Origin of the sequence: Saccharopolyspora sp. NPDC049357 (assembly GCF_040677225.1) — a bacterium.
Taxonomy (GTDB): domain Bacteria; phylum Actinomycetota; class Actinomycetes; order Mycobacteriales; family Pseudonocardiaceae; genus Saccharopolyspora.
The window spans coordinates 324,302-340,626 of the sequence record NZ_JBFAQJ010000001.1 but is presented as its reverse complement, the minus strand read 5'-3'; the positions used below and the strand labels follow the sequence as shown (position 1 = coordinate 340,626).

At 67.8% G+C, this 16,325-nt stretch carries 22 protein-coding genes and 1 pseudogene; 13 read left to right on the top strand and 10 right to left on the bottom strand.

Going from position 1 to position 16,325, the window contains the following annotated elements; genetic code table 11:
• Window positions 1–138 precede the first annotated feature (138 nt).
• The 4 genes and pseudogenes from AB0J91_RS01595 to AB0J91_RS01580 all read left to right on the top strand — a co-directional run bounded on the left by AB0J91_RS01595 (window position 139) and on the right by AB0J91_RS01580 (window position 1,324).
• Window positions 139–528: pseudogene (locus AB0J91_RS01595) on the top strand (universal stress protein).
• A complete protein-coding gene (locus AB0J91_RS01590) occupies window positions 494–691 on the top strand; it encodes a universal stress protein (RefSeq protein WP_363863028.1) in 198 nt (65 codons plus the stop codon). The pseudogene AB0J91_RS01595 and the gene AB0J91_RS01590 overlap by 35 nt, the downstream one beginning before the upstream one ends.
• Window positions 658–1,026, top strand: coding sequence for a universal stress protein (locus tag AB0J91_RS01585; RefSeq protein WP_363863025.1), 369 nt, complete (start codon window positions 658–660; stop codon window positions 1,024–1,026). The genes AB0J91_RS01590 and AB0J91_RS01585 overlap by 34 nt, the downstream gene beginning before the upstream one ends.
• 94 nt (window positions 1,027–1,120) lie before the next feature.
• A complete protein-coding gene (locus tag AB0J91_RS01580) occupies window positions 1,121–1,324 on the top strand; it encodes a universal stress protein (RefSeq protein ID WP_363863022.1) in 204 nt (67 codons plus the stop codon).
• A 71-nt stretch (window positions 1,325–1,395) separates the two neighbouring features.
• On the opposite strand, the gene AB0J91_RS01575 is transcribed toward AB0J91_RS01580, so the two are convergent.
• On the bottom strand, window positions 1,396–2,232 hold the full coding sequence (locus AB0J91_RS01575; protein ID WP_363862956.1) for a universal stress protein: 837 nt from the start codon (window positions 2,230–2,232) through the stop codon (window positions 1,396–1,398).
• 257 nt (window positions 2,233–2,489) lie between these two features.
• Entirely contained in the window at window positions 2,490–4,064 is a 1,575-nt protein-coding gene (otsB, locus tag AB0J91_RS01570; protein ID WP_363862953.1) for a trehalose-phosphatase, read from the bottom strand.
• Between the two features lie 378 nt (window positions 4,065–4,442).
• On the opposite strand from otsB, the gene AB0J91_RS01565 reads away from it, so the two are divergent.
• Together AB0J91_RS01565 and AB0J91_RS01560 are read left to right on the top strand one after the other, a co-directional pair.
• Window positions 4,443–5,087: a hypothetical protein gene (locus AB0J91_RS01565; RefSeq protein WP_363862950.1), complete on the top strand. Its 645-nt coding sequence runs from the start codon at window positions 4,443–4,445 to the stop codon at window positions 5,085–5,087.
• A 98-nt stretch (window positions 5,088–5,185) separates the two neighbouring features.
• On the top strand, window positions 5,186–5,632 hold the full coding sequence (locus AB0J91_RS01560; RefSeq protein WP_363862947.1) for a universal stress protein: 447 nt from the start codon (window positions 5,186–5,188) through the stop codon (window positions 5,630–5,632).
• A gap of 98 nt (window positions 5,633–5,730) precedes the next feature.
• Here AB0J91_RS01560 and AB0J91_RS01555 read toward each other — a convergent pair whose 3' ends face one another.
• Window positions 5,731–6,630: a universal stress protein gene (locus tag AB0J91_RS01555; RefSeq protein ID WP_363862944.1), complete on the bottom strand. Its 900-nt coding sequence runs from the start codon at window positions 6,628–6,630 to the stop codon at window positions 5,731–5,733.
• 144 nt (window positions 6,631–6,774) lie between these two features.
• Here AB0J91_RS01555 and AB0J91_RS01550 point away from each other — a divergent pair, with 144 nt between their 5' ends.
• Window positions 6,775–7,338, top strand: a complete 564-nt coding sequence (locus AB0J91_RS01550; protein WP_363862941.1) for a ferritin — start codon at window positions 6,775–6,777, stop codon at window positions 7,336–7,338.
• A gap of 45 nt (window positions 7,339–7,383) precedes the next feature.
• On the opposite strand, the gene AB0J91_RS01545 is transcribed toward AB0J91_RS01550, so the two are convergent.
• Window positions 7,384–7,581, bottom strand: a complete 198-nt coding sequence (locus tag AB0J91_RS01545) for a hypothetical protein (RefSeq protein WP_363862938.1) — start codon at window positions 7,579–7,581, stop codon at window positions 7,384–7,386.
• Between the two features lie 195 nt (window positions 7,582–7,776).
• Here AB0J91_RS01545 and AB0J91_RS01540 point away from each other — a divergent pair, with 195 nt between their 5' ends.
• The 4 genes from AB0J91_RS01540 to AB0J91_RS01525 all read left to right on the top strand — a co-directional run bounded on the left by AB0J91_RS01540 (window position 7,777) and on the right by AB0J91_RS01525 (window position 10,939).
• Window positions 7,777–8,037, top strand: coding sequence for an SHOCT domain-containing protein (locus tag AB0J91_RS01540; RefSeq protein ID WP_363862935.1), 261 nt, complete (start codon window positions 7,777–7,779; stop codon window positions 8,035–8,037).
• Between the two features lie 182 nt (window positions 8,038–8,219).
• Window positions 8,220–8,369: a universal stress protein gene (locus AB0J91_RS01535; protein ID WP_363862933.1), complete on the top strand. Its 150-nt coding sequence runs from the start codon at window positions 8,220–8,222 to the stop codon at window positions 8,367–8,369.
• A gap of 73 nt (window positions 8,370–8,442) precedes the next feature.
• Window positions 8,443–9,945, top strand: coding sequence for an AAA family ATPase (locus tag AB0J91_RS01530; protein WP_363862930.1), 1,503 nt, complete (start codon window positions 8,443–8,445; stop codon window positions 9,943–9,945).
• Between the two features lie 142 nt (window positions 9,946–10,087).
• Window positions 10,088–10,939: a universal stress protein gene (locus AB0J91_RS01525; RefSeq protein WP_363862927.1), complete on the top strand. Its 852-nt coding sequence runs from the start codon at window positions 10,088–10,090 to the stop codon at window positions 10,937–10,939.
• Between the two features lie 59 nt (window positions 10,940–10,998).
• On the opposite strand, the gene AB0J91_RS01520 is transcribed toward AB0J91_RS01525, so the two are convergent.
• Complete coding sequence (locus tag AB0J91_RS01520; RefSeq protein ID WP_363863019.1) at window positions 10,999–11,235, bottom strand: DUF3040 domain-containing protein; 237 nt, start codon at window positions 11,233–11,235, stop codon at window positions 10,999–11,001.
• 138 nt (window positions 11,236–11,373) lie between these two features.
• Window positions 11,374–11,778 (bottom strand): Hsp20/alpha crystallin family protein, encoded by a 405-nt coding sequence (locus tag AB0J91_RS01515; protein ID WP_363862924.1) that lies wholly within the window; start codon window positions 11,776–11,778, stop codon window positions 11,374–11,376.
• Here AB0J91_RS01515 and AB0J91_RS01510 point away from each other — a divergent pair.
• Window positions 11,726–12,271: a universal stress protein gene (locus tag AB0J91_RS01510; protein ID WP_363862921.1), complete on the top strand. Its 546-nt coding sequence runs from the start codon at window positions 11,726–11,728 to the stop codon at window positions 12,269–12,271. The genes AB0J91_RS01515 and AB0J91_RS01510 overlap by 53 nt on opposite strands.
• 304 nt (window positions 12,272–12,575) lie before the next feature.
• The gene (locus AB0J91_RS01505) at window positions 12,576–12,716 is read left to right on the top strand and encodes a hypothetical protein (protein WP_363862918.1); all 141 of its coding nucleotides are present in this window, start codon (window positions 12,576–12,578) and stop codon (window positions 12,714–12,716) included.
• A gap of 103 nt (window positions 12,717–12,819) precedes the next feature.
• On the opposite strand, the gene AB0J91_RS01500 is transcribed toward AB0J91_RS01505, so the two are convergent.
• From AB0J91_RS01500 to AB0J91_RS01485, 4 genes are read right to left on the bottom strand one after another with little or no spacing between them, the layout of a single operon-like run.
• Window positions 12,820–13,359, bottom strand: coding sequence for a hypothetical protein (locus AB0J91_RS01500; RefSeq protein ID WP_363862915.1), 540 nt, complete (start codon window positions 13,357–13,359; stop codon window positions 12,820–12,822).
• Window positions 13,360–13,362: 3 nt separating this feature from the next.
• Complete coding sequence (locus AB0J91_RS01495; protein ID WP_363862912.1) at window positions 13,363–14,109, bottom strand: SDR family oxidoreductase; 747 nt, start codon at window positions 14,107–14,109, stop codon at window positions 13,363–13,365.
• Window positions 14,110–14,130: 21 nt separating this feature from the next.
• Window positions 14,131–14,931, bottom strand: a complete 801-nt coding sequence (locus AB0J91_RS01490) for an SDR family NAD(P)-dependent oxidoreductase (protein WP_363862909.1) — start codon at window positions 14,929–14,931, stop codon at window positions 14,131–14,133.
• Between the two features lie 11 nt (window positions 14,932–14,942).
• Window positions 14,943–16,274 (bottom strand): MFS transporter, encoded by a 1,332-nt coding sequence (locus tag AB0J91_RS01485; protein WP_363862906.1) that lies wholly within the window; start codon window positions 16,272–16,274, stop codon window positions 14,943–14,945.
• Window positions 16,275–16,325: the final 51 nt, after the last annotated feature.

Here is a 16,325-nt window from a genome sequence, read left to right as displayed (position 1 = left end):
GCACACTTTCGGAAATCTACGAGTTGTGCAGGCCGGTTCGGTTCGCGCGATATGTAAGATTCCGATGCTCGTGTCACAGTGCGACTGTCGCCAGCGACCGTGCCAGGAGCGAGATTCGGCGGTGAGGAGTGGGGCGAGATGACGGCGAAGCAGGATCTGCCGGTGTTGGTGGGGGTCGATGGGTCCGAGCCGTCGTTGACCGCTGCGGTGTGGGCGGCTGAGGAGGCCGACCTCCGGCATGCTCCGGTGCGGCTCCTGGCTGTCGGCAACGATTCGGCGCAGGACGAGGAGAGCCGGGAGTAGCTCTCGAACGCGGCAGAGCACTGCCGCAAGAAGCATCCCCAGGTCGAGGTCGTCGAAGAGATCGAACACGGGAGTCCGACCGAGGAGCTGATCCAGTGCTCCGCGGAGGCACGCCTGCTCGTGGTCGGATCACGTGGCCGCGGAAACCTCGCCGAGGTGGTGCTCGGTTCGGTGAGCACCGGCGGTGGCGATGCGTGCCCGGTGCCCCGTCGCGGTCATTCGTGATCGCCGCACGAGCTTCTCGGTCGGCCCGGTCGTCGTCGGCGTGGACGGCTCGCCGTCGAGTCGGTCGGCACTGCAGTTCGCGTTCGATGCTGCCACCGCACGGCAGGCGGATCTCGTAGCGATCTATGCCTGGCGGCCGGAAAGCGGCGGGCGGATCTCGTAGCGATCTATGCCTGGCGGCCGGAAAGCGGCGGGCATTCCCGGCATGATGCGCCGCCGGGGGCCGTTCGGTTCAGCCTGGACGACGCGCAGCGCGAGCTGGCCGCGCAGCTCGAACGGTGGCGCGAGAGCCACCCGGATGTTGTGGTCCGCGGGGCGGTGCGGTTCGGACACCCGGTTGAAGAGCTGGTGTCAGCTGCTTCGCACGCACATGTGCTGATCGTGGGACATCGCGGAATGGGCGGATTCGAGCGACTGCTCCTGGGCTCGGTAGCCCACGCGGTGCTGCATCACGCCGAGTGTCCAGTGGTCGTCGTGCGCCCCGGCCAGACAGCATGAGGTCCGAAACGGAGTGGTTGGAGCGTGAGAACGGGTTCGCCTCTACGACGGGTATGTCTAGCTTCCGGTTAGACGATGACGAAATGGAGAGGTCCTGGCCGAGAGGTCGGCGCACGCCGCGATGCTCGTCCTCGGCGACCGGGGGCATGGTCGCGTTGGCAACGCGGTACTGGGCAGCACCGCGTTGCGCTGCATTCACAACGCGCGGTGCCCGGTCCTGATCATCCCCAGCGGATTCGACCTCGGGGAGGTTGGTCCGGAAACGGCGCACGAGGCCGGTGATCCGGTCCTCGGCTGAGCCGGTCGACTAATCCGCGCGGGCATGCACCGCCGGCGAGGCAGATCATCGGCCGGGTTCGCGCGAATTCATCACGTGGCTGTGTCATCCGAGCTGCGGACGACCGCGATCGGGCAGGGCGCGTGGTGCAGGACGCCGTCGGCGACCGAACCCAGGAACACCCCGTCGAATCCGCCACGCCCGCGGTGCCCGACGACGAGCAGCTGCGCGTCACGGCCCACGTCGGTCAGCGCCGCCACGGGGTGGCCGCGCTGTGCCAGCTGCCGGGTGCGGACGTCCGGGAACTGCTCGTGCAAGGCGGAGACTTGCTCGGCGAGCGACTGCTCGACGTCCCGCTGCACGCGGTCACGCTCGTCGGGTGACAGCGGTCCGGCGAGCAAATCCCCTTCGTGCCACACCTCCCTCACGAGCAACTCGGCACCGGCGCGTCGGGCCTCTTCGAACGCGAACCGCAAGGCCGCAGAGCTGGATTCAGAGCCGTCGACACCGACCGCCACCGGCCCGACAGTCGTCGGCACGCCCCGTCGGACCACGACGACCGGACACGAGCCGTGGGTGGCCACGGCGGAGCTCACCCCACCGAGCAGAGCGTCCGCGAAACCGCCGTGCCCGCGTCCGCCGAGAACCATCAGCTGCGCCTTCCGGCTGTGCCGCAGGAGTTCCTCGACCGGCCTTCCTTGCGCGATCTCGACGTCCACCGCGAGGTGGGGGGCCATGGCCCGGCACTTGGCGGCGGCCTTGTGCACCGCGCTCTCGGCGTGGGACGCGCGGGCCGGGTCGTCGTTGACGATCACGAGCAGCAGAGCTGCCCCGCGGTGGTCCGCCTCGGCCACGGCCCAGTTGGCCGCGTGCACGGCGTCCTCCGAACCGTCGATTCCCACGACGATGGGTTGGTCCGGTGTCGTCATGTCGGTCTCCCAATCGGCTTGCGCTGCGAAACTGAGCGATGCCCGGTCCCCGTCGCCGATGACGCGGCAATGCCTTCGTCCGCTCTGGTTCCGAAGGTCTGTTCGTCCGGCTCCTCACCACCAGCGACACGAGTCCAACGCTCTAGGCATACCCGTGGCGAGCACCGCCACGCGAGGTCGAAGGACCTGTCCGGGTAACCCGCCGCGGGGACGGCGTGGTGCGCCGGCCCTACGCGCTTCGCCGCTCCATTCACTGTTCAGGAGCGGTCGTGGTTGGCCGCGAGTGCGACGAAGCGGGCCAGCAACCCGGTGAGGGAGCTCGGGTCGTCGACCCCGTAGTGGGCCCAAGTCAGGCGGTCGCCGTGCTCGGCGCTGCGCACGACCACGCCGATGCCGTCCTCGTGGATCTCGCGCAGGGCGTCTTCGTCGGTGTAGTCGTCTCCGGCGAAGACGGGCACCGCGCCGGCGCCCGCCAACCCCATGTGCTCCAGCAGCCAGCGCAAGGCTCTGCCCTTGTTCCAGTCGACGTCCGGCAGCAGCTCGATCACCCGACGTCCGTGCGCAAGGCGGAGCCCGGGCAACGTGCGACCGATGCGGTCAACCGCGGACAGCACGTCGTCGGTGGAATCCGGCCGGACGTTGCGGTAGTGCACCGCGAGGGCGAAACGCTTGCGGTCGACACGCGAACCTGGAATGAGCTTCAGCTCCTCGCGCAGGTACCGTTCGGCTTCGTCGAGGCCGAGCAGCGCCGAATCGCCGACGTCGTGCGCGATCAAGGCACCGTCGGGGCTCGCCAGTTCGAACCCGTGGCTGCCCGCGTACCAGAGGTCGTCGAGGTGAACTCGGCGGCGCACGTCGTCAAGATCCCGGCCGCTGAGCACCGCTACCGGGCTGCGCCGGGAGAGCTGCTGCAGGACGTCTCGCGTGCGCGCGGGCATGACGACTTCGGTGGGGTCCTCGCGGATCGGAGCGAGGGTCCCGTCGAAGTCCAGCACCAGCACGAGGCGGCGATCTCGCAGCCGCAGGGCGATCTCGTCCCAGCATCGGTTGGCGTCGGCCACCTCGGACAGACGCCGATCGGCCGAGGTCGTGACGGAAACGTCGCGGAGCGTGGACACGACCACGTCGGCACCTGCTTGCAGCAATCGGCTCGGCGGACCGGTGCGGGCAACTCCGATGACGCGGGCGAAGGATCCGGCCTTGGCCGCCTGGACTCCGGCTTTGGCGTCCTCGACGACCACGCACGCCGAGGCCGGCGTGTCGAGGCGGCGCGCTGCTTCGAGGAAGATCGCCGGTTCGGGCTTGCCGGGCAAGTTGAGCCGATCGGCGAGCACGCCGTCGACTCGGACGTCGAACAGCTGCGCCGCACCTGCGCGCCGGAGGACCCGCCGGCAGTTCCGGCTGGCGGAGATGATGGCTGTTCGAACGCCGTGTTCGCGCAGGGCCCCGATCAGCGCTACCGCGTCGTCGAACAGCAGGGCACCCGACGTGGCGAGTGCATCGAGGAAGTAGTGGTCCTTGAGCTTGCCGAGACCGTGGGCGGTTTCGAGGCCGGCGACGTCTTCGGCATCGCCGCGCGGTACCGCGATGCCACGTGAACCGAGGAAGTCCAGGACTCCGTCGATCCGCCGCTTGCCGTCGACGTAGTCGGCGTAATCGGCTCGTCGGAACGGCTGGTGATCTTCGTTCGAGGCGTGGGGGCGCTCCGCCAAGTACTGGTCGAACAGGCGTTTCCACGCCGCAGAGTGCACGGCGGCGGTATCGGTGATCACGCCGTCCATGTCGAACACCACTCCGCGGTAGCGTCGAGGATCGATGTTCGTAACGACCATGTCGGCTCCCGCGCCTCCCGCGACCACTGAGCGAGGCGTGACCGGTGGTTACCCGCCTGCGCGCAAGGGTATTCGCCGTGCCAGGCCGTTCCGCGATGCGCGAGCGCGTGCACCATGGTGAATTCACCAATTCACCGATGCTCGAATCCGTTTGGAAATGTGCGGACTCGAAGATCCCCTGATCCGGGAGTCCGGAATTGCGTGTAGCCCTGGAGGAAATGGGACCCGAGGTGCGCGCGATGGGGCTGTGACAGCAGCGTTCGAGGCAGGACCCCTGCGCTCGTGCGTATAGACCGTTGGTGGCCGTGGTACCCGAGGTGTGGTGCACACGCGGTGACGCCGTCGGCGAACCGAACGCTCTAGCGAGGAGGAGTCCCGATGAACGAGAAAACCCGGGAGACCGACGTGACAGCGGAGACGGATACCACTGCGGACTCGACGTCGTGGCAGGTCACCGGGTGGTCCGTGACGATCGACGATTTCGCCGCCGAGAGCGATTTCGACGCCGTCGAACACCTCGTGGTCAACAAGGCGCCGGACGCGATGTATTCCGCGCTCCGGAACCTGGACCTGCTCACGATCCGGTCATCCACGGCGGACGTGGCCATGTGGGTGCGAGGTTTGCCCGAGCGCTTGATGAGGCGGGGCCCACCGAGGCAGCCGACCAGGCTGACCTTCGACGATCTCGTCGCGAGCGGCGACTGGGTTCTTCTGGGCGAGCAACCCGGAAGAGAGGTCATCTTCGGGGCGGCGGGCCGGTTCTGGACTCCGATCGTGCGATGGGAGCAAGTCGAGGCAGAGCAGTTCACCGAGTACGGAAAACCGGGCCGGGGCAAGATCTTCTCTTCGTTGTCGGTCCGGCCGTACGGGCGAAGCAGCAGCCTGGTGACCTACGACATCCGCACCGTTCTCAACGACCCGATCACACATCGAATCTTCAAGCTGTACTGGGTCGTGGTCAAGCCGTTCGTCAGGGCCATCATGCGAGCCACCGTCCGGACTGCCGCCGAGCAGGCGGCGTAGTCGTGCGAACAGGTCGGAGGCCGTGCCCAGTGATGACGGCCGGTCTCGTGGCTGAGCGGTAGACCCGGATCCGAACACTTCTGGAAATGGGCGGGGTGATGAGTGAAAACGGACCGCGAATCGTCGTCGGAGTCGACGGCTCGCCGGGCTCGCGAGCGGCACTGCGGTGGGCGCTGCGCTACGCCGAACAGACCGGCGGGGAGATCACCGGAGTGCTGGCGTGGGCACCGCCGAACTTCACCGAGCCCACACCCATGCCACCGCTGATGTCCGATGACGAGTTGAGAATGCGCGCGGAGAAGGGGATTCGGGAGATCGTCGACGAGGTCACGGCGGCCTCGCCGACAACGGTGCCCATCCGCAGAGAGGTCGTCCGCGGTCATGCCGCGGGTGTCCTGCTGGACCAGGTGAAGCATGCGGATCTCCTGGTCGTCGGAAGTCGTGGGCACGGCGGATTCGTGGGCGCTCTGCTGGGGTCGGTGAGTCGGCATTGCGTCACCCACGCACCGTGCACCGTCGTCGTTGTCCGCCCGACGGCCGAATGACGATGATGTGAGGAAACGGGTGATCTCGCCGGTGATGCGCGAGGATCCTGGTGAGGGTGAAGGCGATGGCCGGAAGGCGACGACCAGACCTCGCAGGTTCACCTGATGACCGCTACGGGGCAGGTTGCGTAGTGCACTACGGCGTGGCTGACCGAACCGAGCAAGGTCGAGCGGAGGGCACCGCGCCCGCGGCTGCCGACCACGAGGAGATCGGCATCGACCGCAGCGGTGAGCAGCGCATCGGTGGGACCTTCGGTGGTGATCAGCTCTTGGTGCGCTACGACGTCCGGGTACCGCTCGGCGCATCCCGCCACGGACTCGGCCAAGACGCGGCGCTGAGCGTCGATGACATCGGAGGCGAGGGTCCATCCGCGGTTCGGTGGCAGCGGATCCGGTGCTTGCTCTGCGATGGCCAGCAGTGCGGTGAGTTCCGCGTCGTGGCGGAACGCGAGGTCGTAGGCGAATCCCGCTGCCCGCGCGCTGCATGCGGAGCCATCGATGCCCACGACGACCCGTTCGATCCCTGCGGGAGGTCCGGTGGAGTCGGACCAGCGGTGGCCGCGCACGATGACGACCGGAGCCGGCGCCGAGCGCACCAGGTCGCCGGCGGTCGAGCCGAGCAGGAGATGATGCGCCCGGCCGGTCCTGGGCGGGCCCAGCACGAGGACGCACGCGTTCGTAGCTGCGTCGCGCAAGATGCTTGCCGGGTCGCCCATGCGTGCCCGCGTCCGCACGTCGAGACCGGGGTGTTCGCGACGGCATTCGGCAGCGATGTCCGCCAGCACCCGCTGCGCGGCGCTGCGCAGCGGTTCTAACGAAACGGATTCGCTGGGCAGGTGTATGCGCGTCAACTCCTCGAGCGGGATGGGTATCGCGTGAACGACCTCCAGCGGCCGCCCGCGTGTCGTGGCTTCGAGCGCCGCCCACCGCACTGCCGTCCGCGATTCTGCGGAAGCATCGAATCCGACGACGACCCCGTCGTCGTGGACCGTCGACATCGCGATCAACCTCCGGTGCTCGGGCTCTCGCAAGCGTCGCTCAATCGGTGCTGCGCCGCAGCCCGCGAGCCGCGTGTGCTGTGAGGCTTCACCGGTTTGGCGCCCGGTCGCGCTCATGGCCGCCCGGCCGTAGCGTTCTTTGCCATGGATGCAGTTGTGAAGACGATTTCGCCTCGCACCTCCCAGGCCCAGAACCTGATGGAAGAGCAGGTGGGAAGCGGGCTCAGGACATCGCAGCAGTACCTGGCCTGCGCGGTGTGGTTCGACCAGCGGGATCTCCCGCGTCTGGCGTCGTACTTCTACCGGCAGTCGCTGCGCAAGCGCGATCACGCGATGCGGATCGTGCAGTACATGATCGACAACAGCGTTGCGGTGGAAGTCCCCAGCGTTGAGGCGGTCCGCAACGAGTTCTCGGACCCTCGCGAGCTGATCTCGCTCGCCGTTGAGCAGGAACGCGTCGCGACCGATGAAGTCACGACGTTGTCTCGAGTCCTGCGTGAGGAGGGAGATTACCTCGGCGAGCAGTTCGTGCGCTGGTTCCTGTCCGAACAGGTCGACGAAATCGCGCAGATGAACACGATGCTCCACGTCGCCGATCGCGCGCAGGGAAACATGTTCGATTTGGAGGACTACCTCAAGCGGGATCCCGTGGAGAACGAGAGGCACGAATCGAAAGCCCCTCAGGCCGCGGGCGGGAAGTTGCGTTGACAGCCAGCACACCCCATGGTGCCGGCTCCCTGCGGCAGTTGCGGTTCACACCGGTGCGCCGTGCCTCACCGGGCGTGGCGCGGTGATTCCGGACTCAGGGACCTGGTCGGTGTCCGCCAGCGCGAAGTAGTTTTGCTCTTCCTGGGTGAAGTGCAGGCGTAGCACGGTGTGCAAGCCGTACAGGGTGGCGAGCAGGCCCTCTACTTGGTCGACGTCGATGCGGGCCAATGCCCTCTTGCTCAACCAGTGCGGGTCTGACGACGCCCGGTTGGGTTTCTCGCTGGAGGGATATCGGCGGGAAAGGCCGTGCTTCGGAAGGGAATCCGGCCGAAGCTGTGAGCTTGCCGTGCCTCCGACGTGGTACCCAATCAAAAGTTCAGTCGTCGCATATGCAGACCTGAGCTGTTGCCAGGCAAACGCCTGGTTGAGGAGGTTGCCATGATGTTCGGAGATGGTGGGATGAGCGTGTGGGGGTTCGCGTTCATGACTGCGAGCACGGTCCTGTTCTTGGCGGTGATCATTCTCGGCATCATCGCCTTGGTCAGGTATCTGTCGCGAACGGCCGACCACGGCAGGTCACCGGATTCGACAAGCAGTGCGGAGCGTTTGCTGGCCGATCGGTTCGCGCGGGGTGAGATCGACGAAGAGGAATATCAACGCCGTCTTCAGGTGCTCGGCGAGCGAGCGCGAGGCCGGTAACCCCAGCGGTGATGAGAAAACGTCCGGCCTCATCGGCGGCCGGCCGCTGGACATGCGCGCGGACGGGCACTACGACATCGTCGTTCTGGGGAGCGCCGTCTGCATGGGACGTTGGTTGTGTGAGGCGCGTCGGCTGCTGAGTCGCCGAGAACTGGTCGGGCGCGAAGTCGGGTTGTTCAGCAGTGGACCGGTCGGCGAACAGGCCCAGGACGGTGAGTGCGAGAAGTGGACCAGGGCAGAGCGCATCACCCGGCGCAACCGGTTTGCTGCTCGGATCGACGAGCCAGCAATTGCTGCAGCATTCGCCCTGCCCGGTGATCGTTGCGCGCTGAAGCCCGTCGGCACGTCCGCGCGTGATGAGCGAGCCAGCGCGTAGCCGACTGCTTGGCCGGAGGAGGGGACGTCATGGATCTGACCAGCACGCCACGAGTGGTGGAGGGCGTTTCGGTAGCCAGACGTGAACCACCCGAAGCCGCGGCCGTGGCGGAAAGCCACACGGCCGTGGTCGTGTTCATCGGCGACCGGGCGTACAAGGTCAAGAAGCCGGTGGATTTCGGGTTCCTGAACTTCACCAGCGTCGAGTCCCGCCGAGCGGCGTGCGTCCGGGAGGTGGAGCTCAACCGGCGCCTGGCGCCGGACGTGTACCTCGACCTGTCGGAGGTGCTCGATGGTGAGGGCCGGAGTTGTGACTGGCTCGTGGTCATGAGGCGAATGCCTCCGGACCGCCGGCTGGCGACGTTGGTGGAGCGCGGCGTGGACGTGCGCTCGGACCTCCAGCAGCTCGCCCGGAAGTTGGTGTCGTTCCACAGCACCGCGAAGCGGGGCCCGGAAGTCGAATCAGCCGGCGAGCCGGCCGCGTTGCGCAGGCGATGGGTCGACAACTTCACCGGGGCGGAGCCGTTCGTGGGGAATGTTCTCGGCCGCGACACGTTCGAGGACATCGTCTGGCGGGCGTTGGACTACGTCGATGGCCGTGCGCGGTTGCTCGGGGACCGCCTGCGCCGGGGGTACGTGGTGGACGGCCACGGTGATCTTCAGGCGGAGGACGTCTTCTGCTTGCCCGACGGACCACGTGCGCTGGACTGCCTGGAATTCGACGACGCGCTGCGCTACGTGGACGGTCTCGACGACGCGGCCTTCCTGGCGATGGACCTCGAACGTCTCGGTGCGGCGGAGCTGGGACGGGAGTTCCTCGGCTGGTATGCGGAACTATCGGGCGCTCAGGTCCCTCGCTCGCTCGCCGACCACTACATCGCCTACCGCGCCTTCGTGCGGTCCAAGGTCGCCTGCTTGCGTCACGAGCAGGGCGTGGCGGCTGCGGCCGACGAGGCGCGGAAACTCGCGGGGATGGCACTGGAACACCTGCGCTCAGGTCAGGTGCGGCTGGTCGTCGTGGGTGGCTTGCCCGGCGTGGGCAAGTCCACGGTGGCGGGCGCGCTCGCAGACCGGATGGGAGGGGTGCTGCTGAGGACGGACCAGATCCGCAGGGAGATGCCGCGTGCTGCCGGCCTCGACCCCGGAGCGGGCTACGGCAGGGGCTTGTACGACAGCGCTCAGGTTCACGACACCTACGGCGAGATGTTCTCGCGGTGCAGCCAGTTGATCGAGTACGGCGAGAGCGTCATCCTGGACGCGAGCTGGAGCAACGCCGATGAACGAGAGGCGGCCCGAGCACTCGCGCGCGAAGGACGCGCTGCGATCACCGAGCTCAGGTGCGACGCGCCCCGGGACGTTGCGGCGGCTCGCCTCGCCGCCCGCGTGAATGACGTCTCGGACGCGACGGCCGATGTCGCCGACCGGATGGCGGGCCGATTCGCCGCGTGGCCGGAAGCGGTTGAGGTGGACACCGGGGGAGAAGCGGATTCGGCCGTGGCCGCAGCGTGGAGGATCCTGCAAGCACGCAGGTGAGCTGCTCGATCTCGCGGTCAGGTGCGATCGGCGGGATGCGCGTTGGGGCCATCGGTAGAGCGGTCTGTCGCCCGCACGCGGTTGCGGCGTCAGCGTGCCGCCGTACGGTCGGCGTGTACGTGCGCGGGGACGAGGTGTCGGCATGCGGGAAGTCGTGGGAGTGGATGGCTCCGAGCCTGCGCTGGAAGCCGTGCGCTGGGCGGCTGTGGACGCCCGGCTGCACCGGCGTTCGCTGCGGCTGGTCTGCGCTGTTCCCCAGGCTCCGGAACCCGCTGGACCGGGCTTGGACGAGATCAAGGCCGAGCGACCCCGTTGGCTCTCCGAGGCGGTGACCGCTGCGCGTGCCGCTGCCGACGGTGTGGAGATCGAGCAGGTGCTCCGGCGTGGGATGCCGGGAGAGGTGCTGCTCAGCGAGTCCCAAGAGGCAGAGCGGCTCGTCGTCGGTACGCGAGGGCTCAACGAGGTCACCGGGGTGCGGTTGGCGCTGGGGTCGACGGCGGAGCTGGTCGCGATGCGGTCTCGCTGTCCGGTGGTGGTCGTCCCCGACTCGCCCGGTCGAGAGGACGCGCGAACCGGGCCGGTCATCGTGGGTGTTGACGGGTCGAGGGTGGGTGAACCCGCGCTCGCGGCGGCCTACGAGGAGGCGTCGTTGCGCGGAGCGCCGCTCGTCGCCGTGCACGTGTGGAGCGACGTGGCGGTCGATGAGTGGTTCGCACCAGGTGCTGCTGACTGGGAAGCGATCAGGGTCGACCAGCAGCGCGTGCTGGCGGAGCGGCTGGCGGGATGGGCAGCGCAGTACCCGGACGTCTCGGTGGAACGTGTCGTTGCGCGCGATCGACCGGTTCGCTTCCTGGTCGAACACGGTGCGCGGGCGCAGCTGATCGTGGTGGGCAGCCGCGGGCGCGGCGGGATCACCGGGATGCTGATCGGGTCGACCAGCCGTGCTCTCCTGCACTGCGCGCCGTGTGCGGTGCTCGTGGTGCGCGCCTCCTGACTACGTGAAAGTCCTTGCCCTGACGCGCGATCATTGCCGAAACGGATCGCAAGAGGGCCTCACGGCGACCGGTTGCGCTCGTGCCATGACGCGTAGGTCAGCAGCAGGGCGGCGGTGAGGGCCGCGACGAAGAATTCCTTTCCCTGGCCGAGGATCAAGCACAGGACGGCGAACAGCACCGCCAGCACGCCCAGTGCCCGCCACAAGGTCATCCACCGCATCACCTTCGTGATCGGTTGAGATGTCGTCATCCTGTGGGAGAATTCGGGATCATCGGAACTGAGCTGACGTGCGATCCTCTTGAGCCGCGCGCATGATCAAGCTCCCGTATCCGGCGCTGCTGTCAACCAGCTTCGCCGAGGAGCTGGGTCATCAGCAGAGTCGAATGACTCTCACCACGCCTCGACCTGCCGCGCGGGTGTGGGATCGCGGAGCTACTTGCCTTTGCGTGCGACGGGTATTTCCTTGGCCTCCGGTGTTTCTCTGCGAGGCATGTGGATGGTCACGATGCCGTTGTCGTAGTCGGCCTTGATGCTCTCGACGTCGCAGCCCGAGGGCAGCAGCATCGTGCGGCTGTAGGAGCCGTAGTAGAACTCGCTGTGCGATTCCGCTCGTTCTTCCTGCCTGCGCTCGGCTTCGACCCTGAGCTGGTCGCCCTCGACGTTGATGTGGATGTCGTCAGGATCGACGCCGGGAAGTTCGCAGCGAACCACGAAACTGCCTTCCTCGGTGAACGCTTCGATCCGCATCGAGTGCCGTTCGCCGAACGGCCATTCGCTCTCCAGCATGCGCAAGAGATCCGGCAGGCCCCGAGCGGGGCGAGGAAGCAAGTTGCCCATGGTGTCCCTCCTCGTGACGACGGCTTCGCGTCCAGCATGGGACAAGCGCTCGGCAGCCGCAGAGCCTGAATCCGGCGGAGGGGTGACGAGATGTGGGGTGGGTGGGCAGTGCCGCTTCACATCTTGCGCCACGCTCCGCACACGCGTGAGCGGCCTCGAACCGTGTGGAAGCGACCGGTGCGGTGAGATCGGCTGGTCTGGGAACGTCTCGCGGTCCCAAGTGACTCTCCGGTGGCGGACGGGGGGTGCCGTGCTGCGATCAAGTCCTACGACGGGTAGAGGGATAGCGGGACCCTGCTCTGAGGCCCCGGGCGGAGCTATGGAAGGCAGCAAGCGACGGATCGTCGTCGGCGTGGACGGATCGGCAGGTTCTCGGGCGGCGCTGCGGTGGGCTTTGGGCTATGCCGAAGGGTGCGGAGGACGTGTCGTGGCGGTGTTCGCGTGCGGAGTCCCTGCGCTGATCGACGTCGCGTTGATGATGCCGGAGGAGTAGCGCGTCCTCACAGTCGGGGAGCGGGAGTTGCGGAAAGCGGTCGATGAGACGTGTGCGGAATTGGACACCGGAATTCCGGTGGAGCGGCGGGTCGTGCGGCAGGATGCCGTTCGGGCGCTGCTGGACTAGGCGACCTGCTGGTGGTGGGGCGCCGTGGGCACGGGAGGTTCGCGCAGGTGCTGCTTCGAGCTGCCCGCTACGCCGCCGTCGACCGAACTTCGCCGACCACCTCGCGAGCGCTACGACTACGTGCCGGATCATTCCGCAGCGCTCTGACGTTTGGACCTCCGCGCACCACTTCAAAGTGCTTCGCGAGAGCGGCATCATCGCCCAGTTCGAAGAGGGCACGTCCCGGTACAGCGAACTGCGCGCGGATGAGTTGGAGATGCGCTTCCCCGGTTTGCTGACCGCCGTTCTCGCAGCGGCGAGTGTCTCTCCCGCCTGAGCGCGGGGCTTTTAGCGCGTTGTGGGCGGACGCACGCTGCCCAGGCGCAGGGGGTGCTCCGCGAGTGGGCTGTTGCTGGTGAACCGTTCGGTGACGCGTCGGGCTACTCGGTGATCCGGAACTCGTGCAGCGCGGTTGCCCAGTGCGCCAGCAGTTCCGATGACTCGTAGGGCGTTCGCAGACTGGGGTTGGCGTTGGGCAGCCTGTGCAAGTGCGCTCGGTGGGCGTCCAAGACGATGGTTCGATCGTGGAGCTTCAAGGTGCAGGCGTGCAGCCGCGTCCAGCCTGCCTCAACAGCTGCGGCGCACCAGACGGCGGCGGCTTCGCGGGGGACCGAGAAGGGCAGGCCTCGTTCCTCTGGGCGGGGTGAGACCGGCCCCGGGGTCGGCACCAACGGCCCGTAGCGCCGAGTCAGAGTGCGTATCGCTTCCGACAGCGATGGTGCGAAGCACCATCCGTCCGGGCTTTTCCAGCGCACGCCGCCGCCGGGCCACGTCATGACCGCGACCCGGCGGGCGGCACTGCGACCGTGCGAGCGGAGCAGCGCTGTCAACGCCCGGGCGCGCCGCTCGGCCGCCCCGGGCTGCAGCGGTGCGATGCGCTCCGGCCATCCGGCCTGCGTGCTCCCACAGGTCCCGCACATCGCCTACACCATCACGTCGCCGCTGTTGGGGCCCAATGTTTGACCGGTGTAGAGGTTGCCGCCCGGGTGGGAAGCGAGCAGGACGGCAGTGGGGGCGACTTCTTCGGGGAGTCCGAATCGGCCGAGGGGCAGTTCGGCCTCCTTCGCCTGCTTCCAGTCAGGGCTCAGGCCGTCGATCAACGGTGTGGTGATCGGCCCGGGAGCGATCGCGTTGACCAGCACGCCGCGCGCGGAGACTTCTCTGGCCAGTGCTTTGGTGAAGCCGATGACGCCGGCTTTGGCGGCGCTGTAGTGGGTGAGTCCCGATCCGCCCTTCTGGCCCAGCTGCGAGGCGATGTTGATGATCCGGCCGCCCCCGGCGTGGAGCATGTGCGGGACCACCGCGCGGCAGGTGAGGAATACGGAGGTGAGGTCGACGTCGATCATGCGTTGCCAGGTCGCCACGTCCATGTCGACCAGCGGTACCTCGGTGAGGATCCCGGCGCAGTTCACCAGGACGTCGATCCGGCCGGCCTGTTCGATCTCGGTGTCGATCAGCGCCTGCACCGCGTCGGGGGTGGTGAGGTCGAGCACGTGCCGCGTGCCGGCGAGATCGGACGCCGTCCGCCCCAGGCGGTCCGCGTCCAGGTCGGCGAGCGCGAGAGTGGCGCCGGCTCGGGCGAAAGCGGTGGCGATCGCTGCGCCGATCCCGCTGGCGGCGCCGGTGATCATGCAATGGCGTCCGACCAGCGATCCGGTGGAGGTGGTCATCGCGGTCCTCCTTTTCGTGGATCAGTCGGGGAAGCGGACGGTGAGCCCGCCGTCGACGATGACTTGTTGGCCGGTGATGTAGGAGGCGTCCTCGGAGGTGAGGAACCGGATCGCCCGCGCCACCTCGTCGGCGCGGCCGACGCGCCCGGTCGGGATGCTTCGCCCGGCCTCGGCGAGTCCGTCGGGTCCGAGCGAGTTGTCCGCGTCGAGCGATTGCGGTGTTTCGATGAGTCCGGGGATGACCGCGTTGGCGCGGATCCCGCGTGGCGCCAGTTCCACGCTCACCGAGCGGATCAGGCCCAGCACACCGGATTTGGCCGCCGCGTAGTGGGCGTGGTCGCCCCAGCCGTAGACGCCGCCGGCGATTGAGGACACGGCGACCATCGCGCCCCCGTCGTGCATCTTCTCCGCCGCGGAGCGCAGCAGTCGAAGGACTCCGGTGAGGTCGACGCTGAGCATGTCGTCCCAGCGGTCGTCGGTCATCGCGGAGATCGGGGCCCGGCGCAAGATGCCGGCGTTGGCGACGGCGATGTCGAGCCTGCCGAACTCGCCGATCGCCGCCTCGACGAGGGTGCGCACCGCTGTCGGATCGGTGACGTCCGCGGCGACGGCGAGCGCTCGGCCTCCCGCGGATTCAACATCGGTGACCGCAGCGGTGGGGTCGTGCGGGTCTCCCGGGTGGTAGCCGAGGACGCTGGTGACACCGGCGCGGGCATAGGCCAGCGCGAGGGCGCGACCGATTCCGCTCGCGCCACCGGTGATCACCGCGACCTTGCCGGCGAGGCCGTCATCACGGGTGGTCGAGTTCGCGACGGAGCTCATGTGGCTTCTCCTCAGGTCGTGGTGGTGGTCAGCGGCGCAGCTGATTCGTGGGGAGACCCCTGGTCGACCTTGCGGGTGCCCAACATCGCGATGCTGGAGCCGATGAGGCCCAGCGAGCCGGCGCAGAAGGCCGCGAACGTCATCGAGTACCCGGTGCCGACGAGGGCCGAAAGCACCGCGGAGCCGACGATCGCGCCGACCGGGCCCATGATGTGGGCGGTGTTGGGGCCGATGCCGCGGACGTGGGCGGGAAATGACTCGCCCATGTAGAACAGCAGCGCGGCGTACGGGCCGGTGAGGAAGAACAGGCCCAAGGCGTAGAGCGGGATGACGGCGGCAACCGGGCCGAACAGCATCACCGTCATCACCACGCCACCGATCAGCCAACCGACGATGATCGTGGTACGTCGTCCGATGCGGTCACCGAGGTAGCCGTGGAAGAGATAACCGGTGAATCCCGCGGCGTTGGCCAAGATCAGAACCAGCAAGGCGTTGTCGAACGACACGCCCTTGGCTTCGGTGAGCACTGTGGTGCCCAGCACGGAGAAGACCTGGATGGCCATCCAGTTCAGCAACCACGCCGCCGACAGGCAGACGGTGTGCATGCGCAACCCTGGTGCGAAAACATCGCGCACGGTGCCTGCGCGCTCGTCCTCAATGCCCGCCGCGGCCGCCACCCGATCGGCCTCGTCCGAGCGTCCCTCACGGCGGAGCTTCCGCACGTGCCGCATGTTCACGAATACCGGTGATTCCGGCAGTCGCCAGGCCAGCAGGACGATCACGATCGCCGGGAACGTGGCGAACAGGAACACACCGCGCCAGCCGATCGCGGGGAGGAATGCCGCCGTGAGCGCGGCACCGAGCAACGCCCCCACCGGCCATCCACTTTGGACGAAGCTGTACATGAGGCCCCGCTTGCCCTTGCGGCCGTAGACCTCGTTGAGGTAGACGCTGTTCACGACTTCTTCGGAGTATCCGAGCCCGGAGAACGACCGGACCAGGACCATGGCGACCTTTCCGCCCGCGATCGAGCTGACCCCGGAGGTCAAGGCGGCGCCTGCGGTGGTGATCATCAGGGCGGGTTTGCGGCCCAGGCGGTCGAGCATCGGGCCGACCGCGAGCGAGACGATGAAGGTTCCAGCGGTGACCCAGGTGGCCACTGCGGTGCTCTCAGCGGAGCTCCAACCGAAGTCGATGGCGATCTCGGGGAGCAGGGTCCCGAACAGCGTGTGGTCGAAGACGCTGAACACCCAGGCAAAGAAGCAGACCAGCGAAACTCTTCGAATCATTCGGGCGCTCAGCGGTGCGCCGCCGGGCGGCAGGACGTCGGGTTTTTCGGACATGGCAGGACTCCGTGTGGGGTGACGCGGCGGATGGCGGGAGCCGCGGTGTGC

Bases quoted from the DNA above. Each gene is read 5' to 3' on its own strand.
- otsB (WP_363862953.1), bottom strand. From the start codon at position 4,064: ATGGTCGTTACGAACATCGATCCTCGACGCTACCGCGGAGTGGTGTTC.
- AB0J91_RS01525 (WP_363862927.1), top strand. From the start codon at position 10,088: ATGCGGGAAGTCGTGGGAGTGGATGGCTCCGAGCCTGCGCTGGAAGCC.
- AB0J91_RS01510 (WP_363862921.1), top strand. From the start codon at position 11,726: ATGCGCAAGAGATCCGGCAGGCCCCGAGCGGGGCGAGGAAGCAAGTTG.
- AB0J91_RS01490 (WP_363862909.1), bottom strand. From the start codon at position 14,931: ATGAGCTCCGTCGCGAACTCGACCACCCGTGATGACGGCCTCGCCGGC.
- AB0J91_RS01540 (WP_363862935.1), top strand. From the start codon at position 7,777: ATGATGTTCGGAGATGGTGGGATGAGCGTGTGGGGGTTCGCGTTCATG.
- AB0J91_RS01500 (WP_363862915.1), bottom strand. From the start codon at position 13,359: ATGTGCGGGACCTGTGGGAGCACGCAGGCCGGATGGCCGGAGCGCATC.
- AB0J91_RS01495 (WP_363862912.1), bottom strand. From the start codon at position 14,109: ATGACCACCTCCACCGGATCGCTGGTCGGACGCCATTGCATGATCACC.
- AB0J91_RS01515 (WP_363862924.1), bottom strand. From the start codon at position 11,778: ATGGGCAACTTGCTTCCTCGCCCCGCTCGGGGCCTGCCGGATCTCTTG.
- AB0J91_RS01590 (WP_363863028.1), top strand. From the start codon at position 494: ATGCGTGCCCGGTGCCCCGTCGCGGTCATTCGTGATCGCCGCACGAGC.
- AB0J91_RS01575 (WP_363862956.1), bottom strand. From the start codon at position 2,232: ATGACGACACCGGACCAACCCATCGTCGTGGGAATCGACGGTTCGGAG.
- AB0J91_RS01550 (WP_363862941.1), top strand. From the start codon at position 6,775: ATGGATGCAGTTGTGAAGACGATTTCGCCTCGCACCTCCCAGGCCCAG.
- AB0J91_RS01530 (WP_363862930.1), top strand. From the start codon at position 8,443: ATGGATCTGACCAGCACGCCACGAGTGGTGGAGGGCGTTTCGGTAGCC.
- AB0J91_RS01485 (WP_363862906.1), bottom strand. From the start codon at position 16,274: ATGTCCGAAAAACCCGACGTCCTGCCGCCCGGCGGCGCACCGCTGAGC.
- AB0J91_RS01565 (WP_363862950.1), top strand. From the start codon at position 4,443: ATGAACGAGAAAACCCGGGAGACCGACGTGACAGCGGAGACGGATACC.
- AB0J91_RS01560 (WP_363862947.1), top strand. From the start codon at position 5,186: ATGAGTGAAAACGGACCGCGAATCGTCGTCGGAGTCGACGGCTCGCCG.
- AB0J91_RS01555 (WP_363862944.1), bottom strand. From the start codon at position 6,630: ATGTCGACGGTCCACGACGACGGGGTCGTCGTCGGATTCGATGCTTCC.